Below are 5522 nucleotides of genomic sequence, written 5' to 3' on the forward strand. Positions count from 1 at the left end.
CAGACTCTTTTCCGATCCGTCAACATCTTTTTTTAGGTCACTGCTTAAAAGCAGGAAAAGATGCCGCCGGAGCGTCCCGCCGTTTCTCGCGGCAGGCTTCGCTGCCGATCAGGCTGAACAGCGAAGGGGGCGAATCTTAGCGCTACCTGAAGCAAGCCGCAAGGGGTAGACCGTAATAAGCCCCGCGCCCAGCCTCCTCATCCGCCAGCAGCCGCACAATCCATCTTTTATCTATCACCCCTATTGCAATCAGTGCCATCGCCCATATCGTAGATTCACGATATACGATTCGTACAGTAACGATGCAACTCCAATGAACCACCCACAACCGTCAACCATCGACCTCGACGCGATCTACAAAGCGCTCGCCAATCCCGTGCGCCGCGAGATCCTCGCCTGCCTGCGCGAACCGCAAGTGCATTTCGCCGATCAAGCCCTCCCGCTCGACCACGGCGTCTGTGCGGGACGGCTCGACGCGCACTGCGGGCTATCGCAATCGACGGTTTCCGCGCATCTGGCCGCCTTGCAGAAAGCCGGGCTCGTCACGTCGAAGCGGGTTGGCCAATGGGTGTTCTTCAAGCGCAACGAGCCGGTCATCGAGGCGTTTCTCGCCCACATGCACCAGCAGTTGTGACGGCACGCATCGTCGGAAACCGACGCAAACCCCGGTTTCCTCCCCTTTACGCTTCAAGGCTGCGGGCCGCGCCCGCCACAAGGTAATCACATGCCAACGCTTTTCGACCCCATCCAGATCGGCGATCTCACGCTCCCCAATCGCGTCATCATGGCGCCGCTCACGCGTCAGCGCGCCGGCGAGGCACGCCAGCCCAACGCACTGATGGCGAAGTACTACGCCGAGCGCGCGGGCGCCGGCCTCATCGTCAGTGAGGCGACGTCGGTGACGCCGCAAGGCGTCGGCTACGCAGAAACGCCAGGCATCTGGTCGCAGGAGCAGGTCGAAGGCTGGAAGCTCGTCACCGAAGCCGTCCACGCGGCAGGCGGGCGCATCTTCCTGCAGCTGTGGCACGTGGGCCGCGTTTCGGACCCAATCTTCCTCGACGGCGAACTGCCCGTCGCTCCCAGCGCGATCGCCGCGGCAGGCTTCGTGAGCCTCGTGCGCCCGCAGCGCGCATTTGTGACGCCGCGCGCGCTCGAATCCGATGAGATCGCTGGAATCGTCGCCGCTTACCGGCAGGGCGCGCTCAACGCGAAAGCCGCTGGCTTCGACGGCGTTGAAGTTCACGGCGCAAACGGCTACCTGCTCGATCAGTTCCTGCAGGACAGCACCAACAAGCGCACCGACGTCTACGGCGGCTCTATCGAAAACCGTGCACGCCTGCTGCTCGAAGTGACCGACGCGTGTATCGACGTGTGGGGTGCGGACCGCGTCGGCGTCCATATCGCGCCGCGCGGCGACGCGCACACGATGGGCGATTCGAACCCGGCCGCAACCTTCGGCTACGTCGCGCGCGAACTCGGCAAGCGCAAGATCGCCTTCCTCTTCGCCCGCGAATCGCTTGGCGACAATCGTCTGGGGCCGCAATTGAAGGCCGAATTCGGCGGTCCGTACATCGCGAACGAGAAGTTCACGCTGGAATCGGCGCAAAAAGTGCTCGCGGATGGCGAGGCCGACGCTGTCGCCTGGGGTCAGCTCTTTATTGCGAATCCCGATCTGGCTCGCCGTTTCGAACTGAACGCACCGCTCAACGAGCCGAATCCGTCGACCTACTACGCGCGCGGCGAAACGGGCTACACCGACTATCCTGCGCTCGAAAACGTCGCATAACGCACCAGCGGCGTCGAAGGCATGACCCGCTCATTACCCACTATATAGGTAGCGCGGTATTGCCTTGAAATAGAGCCCCGGCCATGGCAATCGCCTGCGCCGGGGCTTTTTCATGCAAAGAACCGTATTCGACCGAACTAAGCACAAGCCCCATTTCGCTCCCCCTGTTCCCGATAGGACGTTTCAATTGGCATCGCGCGCTGCGGTGTCCTTGAATTCGAATCCTGTCTGCCCGCCCAACCCGCTCACCGGAGGACCGTCATGCCGCAAGTCGACGCCGCGCAAATCGTTCACAGCATTGCCGAAGAGACTCACACGCCTGAGGAAACGGTCGCCCGCATCTACGCCGACGCACTCGATCAATACCGCACCGACGCGCGCATTCACGACTATCTCCCGCTATTCGCCGCGCGCAAGGTACGCGCGACGCTGCGGCAAAACGGCACAGGCACGCACTGAAATCGCGCCGGATTCCCAGGGAGTCCGCACCGCCTGGCCCGTCCAGTTCGATCCACCTGGTTGCAGCGTCCCGCACGGATTGACAGTCCGCGCGGGACGCTGCGCGCGCGAAAGTCCTTGCTGACAGGCCTTACGCGCCCTGACGCTTTTAAGGCTGGTTTAATTCTTCGCTGCAACCATACGCTCACCCCTGTTGAGCCGCCGGAACATCGGCGGCGTTTTTTTATGCGGTTAGTCGAGGAGGAGCGAAGCCATGGTTGAAGACAACGACGTGCTGGTGCACCTGCAGTCACTGCTGCGCGACGGCTCGACTACACGCGTGGCGTCGTGCCGCGTCTCGACGCCGCTGCAGCATCCCTGGGGCCGCGCGTACCGGCTGGTCGAATGGACCACTCCGCTGGACGACGGCGCGCGCCGCCAGGTCGTGCCCGCAGAAAGTTCGGCGTTCGAAATTGCGAGACTCGTCGCGGAACATGTGCCTGGCCGCCGGATTCTGCTCAATGGCGAACCCGTCGACGCCGAACGTCCACGCACGCGACGTCGCGCACGCAGCAGCGCGAGCGCACGCGCGATTCGCTAAACGTACGCAGTCCAAGGGCCATTCGATCGTCGATGATCGAAGCGCGGCGCGTCCCGTCATCCGGGCGCGCCGCGTTTGAACATTTCAGGCCAGCAGTTTCCCCAGCGCTTCTTCCAGATCGTCGCTCACGCGCATCATCGGCGCGCGCAGTTCGTTGCGCAGCAAGCCTTGTCGCGCGAGCGCAGCCTTGACCGGTCCGGGATTCGGTTCGGCGAACATGGCGCGCACCAGCGGCACCAGCGTGTGCCAGATCGCGCGGGCTTCGTCGAGACGCCCTTCGCGCAACGCACGCTCCATCGCCACGAAGCGCTCCGGCATCACGTGCGCCGATGCCGCGATCGCCCCGCTCGCGCCCGCACACATCATCCCGAACATATCGAGGTCTTCGCCGCACAGCACCTGCAAGCGGCCATCGAGAATCAGCGCCAGCGTCTTGTCGAGCGAGCCGCCGCAATCCTTCACCGCGACGATGCGCTCGTGTTCCGCGAGTTCGAGCAGCGTCGGCAATGCGAGCGCCACGCCGGTGCGCGCGGGAATGTCGTAGAGGATCACCGGCTTGCGGCTCGCGTCGGCGAGCGCGGCGAAATGACCGATCACGCCAGCCTGCGACGGCCGGATGTAGTACGGCGCGGCCGCCAGCACGCCCGCAACGGGCGTGTCATTGAGCGCGGCAATGCGCTCGCAGACCGACTGCGTGTGATTGCCGCTCACACCCGCGACCACCGGCAAGGCGCCCGCACTGGCAAGCACGGTGGCGAGCACCGCATCCTGCTCGCGCTCGTCCAGCGCGGCCGGTTCACCGGTCGTGCCGAGCGCGACGAAACCGGCCACGCCCGCCTGCACGTAATGGCGCACCAGCGCGTCGAGCGCCTCATGATCGACAGCGCCAGCGCTGAACGGCGTGACGAGCGGAATCCAGATACCCGAAAACGAAGACATGACTATCCCTTGAACGCGACCGCAATAAAAGGTCCGTCGAGCAGTGCGCGGGAGTCAGCGAGCCAGGGAGAAGAGAGAGGCGGGGTGCCGGCAGGCTGTTCCATCGCAACATCCGACGGAACAGCAAGCTCCGGTCAGATGAGCGACTGTTTTTTGGCTTTGGCTTTCACGCCGACCGAGGCTGCCGGGACGCGCGCACTCATCGCGCGCGATGCAAACGCAGCGGCGGCGAAGGGCGAGGCGAAGAGGCTCGGTTGACGTGACATGCCCGCAAGTGTAACCGCAAACCGCGCGATTCACGAAATGGCGAGATAGCGCGCTACCTGCCGCATCTCGCTACGCCACCTCACTCCATCGCATGCACATCAACGATCGAGGTATCGAGCAGCAGACTCGGCGCATCGGCGGGATCGCGCCGCGTCAGCTTGCCGTCGACGGTCGCACCGCATTCCATCTGCAACTGCTGATAGTAGATATTGCCGACCACATGCGCATTCGCCTGCAGTTCGACGAAATGATCGGCGATCACGTCGCCGACGATCCGCCCGTTCACCACGATGTCGTAGCCGTGCACGTTGCCCTGCACGACGCTGCGCTCGCTGAGCACGAAGAGCGTCTGCGCGCCCGGCTTGCTGCTGACGTTGCCGGTGATCAGCCCGTCGAGACGCATGCCGTCGGCGAATTCGACGTTGCCGGTGATGCGGACATCTTCCGAGATCAGCGTCGCGAGTTTGGTTTGCTGGATGCCCGGCTGGGGCTTCTTCTTGTTGAACATGGGAGTGACCGTTGTACGTTTAGCGTTGCGTTGATTGTCGGAATGCGGATCGATGGTGTGGAAGGAGAGACGGCTTTAATGCGCGCCTTCGCGGCCGCCGTGGCCGCGCAGGAACATCACCTCGGTCTGTAGCGAGGCAGCTTGAGCCTGCGCTGCCGATGCCGACTTCTGCAGGGCATCGCGCGCCGCCCGCTCCTGTTCCAGCGTGAGTTCGGCGTTAGTCAGGCGGATTTGCAGGGCATCGGGCGCAAGCACGGGACAGCGCCCCCCGTCGTTGACGTGGTGAATCCACGCCACCGTGCCCGCTCCCGCGCCTGCGGCCAGCAGCGTCCAGACGAGCGCGAGGCTCCAGCGCGAGGCGCGCGAGCGCACCGGCTGCAATTCAAAGGCGCGTTGCGCATCCATGCGCGCGCGAACGGAGCGGCGTGCGTCAGCCATTGTGGTAGGCCCCAAACAGCGCGAGATAACCGGCGGGATTGACCTGGGTGCCATTCACGATCACCTCGAAATGCAGGTGCGGCCCGGTGGAACGGCCCGTCGAGCCGACGTCGGCGATATGGTCGCCCGGCAACACGATCTGCCCCACCTGCACGTCGATCTTCGAGGCGTGTCCGTAGCGCGTCGCAAAACCGTTGCCGTGGTCGATATCGACGCAATTGCCGTAGCCCGCCTTCGGCCCGGCGAAAACCACGCGCCCGCCTGCCGCCGCGAAAATCGGCGTGCCGGTGGGCGCAACGATGTCGAGCCCCGGATGAAAGCTCAAGCGCTGAGTGAACGGGTCGATGCGGTTGCCGAACGGCGACCCGAGGCGGCCCGTCCCAGTCGGGCGGCGGCCCGGAAACGCCTGCCAGGCGGCCTCGTGCGCGGCCACCGCCTGTTCGAGCGTGGCGAGCGTCGCCGCCATGCAGTCGACCGCGCCGCTGACCGCGCGCGCATTCGTGCGCGACGCGGAGGCCTCCACGCAATGGCGCGGCGCGAGCGCC

At 64.7% G+C, this 5522-nt stretch carries 7 protein-coding genes and 1 pseudogene; 4 read left to right on the forward strand and 4 right to left on the reverse strand.

Annotated elements, in window-relative coordinates; genetic code table 11:
- The first annotated feature begins 313 nt into the window (after positions 1-313).
- From F3J17_RS35755 to F3J17_RS35770, 4 genes and pseudogenes are all read left to right on the forward strand, one after another.
- A complete protein-coding gene (locus tag F3J17_RS35755) occupies positions 314-634 on the forward strand; it encodes a helix-turn-helix transcriptional regulator (RefSeq protein ID WP_167070523.1) in 321 nt (106 codons plus the stop codon).
- 90 nt (positions 635-724) lie between these two features.
- The gene (locus F3J17_RS35760; RefSeq protein ID WP_167070524.1) at positions 725-1786 is read left to right on the forward strand and encodes an alkene reductase; all 1062 of its coding nucleotides are present in this window, start codon (positions 725-727) and stop codon (positions 1784-1786) included.
- 261 nt (positions 1787-2047) lie between these two features.
- Complete coding sequence (locus F3J17_RS35765; RefSeq protein WP_167070526.1) at positions 2048-2245, forward strand: DUF3562 domain-containing protein; 198 nt, start codon at positions 2048-2050, stop codon at positions 2243-2245.
- 253 nt (positions 2246-2498) lie between these two features.
- Positions 2499-2732 (forward strand): annotated as a pseudogene (locus tag F3J17_RS35770) (DUF2866 domain-containing protein); the annotation flags it as partial.
- Positions 2733-2909: 177 nt separating this feature from the next.
- Here the strand turns inward: F3J17_RS35770 and dapA are convergent.
- The 4 genes from dapA to F3J17_RS35790 all read right to left on the reverse strand — a co-directional run.
- The gene (dapA, locus tag F3J17_RS35775; RefSeq protein ID WP_167070529.1) at positions 2910-3764 is read right to left on the reverse strand and encodes a 4-hydroxy-tetrahydrodipicolinate synthase; all 855 of its coding nucleotides are present in this window, start codon (positions 3762-3764) and stop codon (positions 2910-2912) included.
- 346 nt (positions 3765-4110) lie between these two features.
- Positions 4111-4539, reverse strand: a complete 429-nt coding sequence (locus F3J17_RS35780; RefSeq protein WP_167070531.1) for a polymer-forming cytoskeletal protein — start codon at positions 4537-4539, stop codon at positions 4111-4113.
- A 75-nt stretch (positions 4540-4614) separates the two neighbouring features.
- Positions 4615-4944 (reverse strand): hypothetical protein, encoded by a 330-nt coding sequence (locus F3J17_RS35785; protein WP_205195120.1) that lies wholly within the window; start codon positions 4942-4944, stop codon positions 4615-4617.
- Positions 4945-4969: 25 nt separating this feature from the next.
- A partial coding sequence (locus F3J17_RS35790; protein ID WP_167070534.1) for a M23 family metallopeptidase occupies positions 4970-5522 on the reverse strand: 553 nt, incomplete at its 5' end.

Source organism: Burkholderia sp. Ax-1719 (assembly GCF_011753055.1).
Lineage (GTDB): Bacteria > Pseudomonadota > Gammaproteobacteria > Burkholderiales > Burkholderiaceae > Paraburkholderia.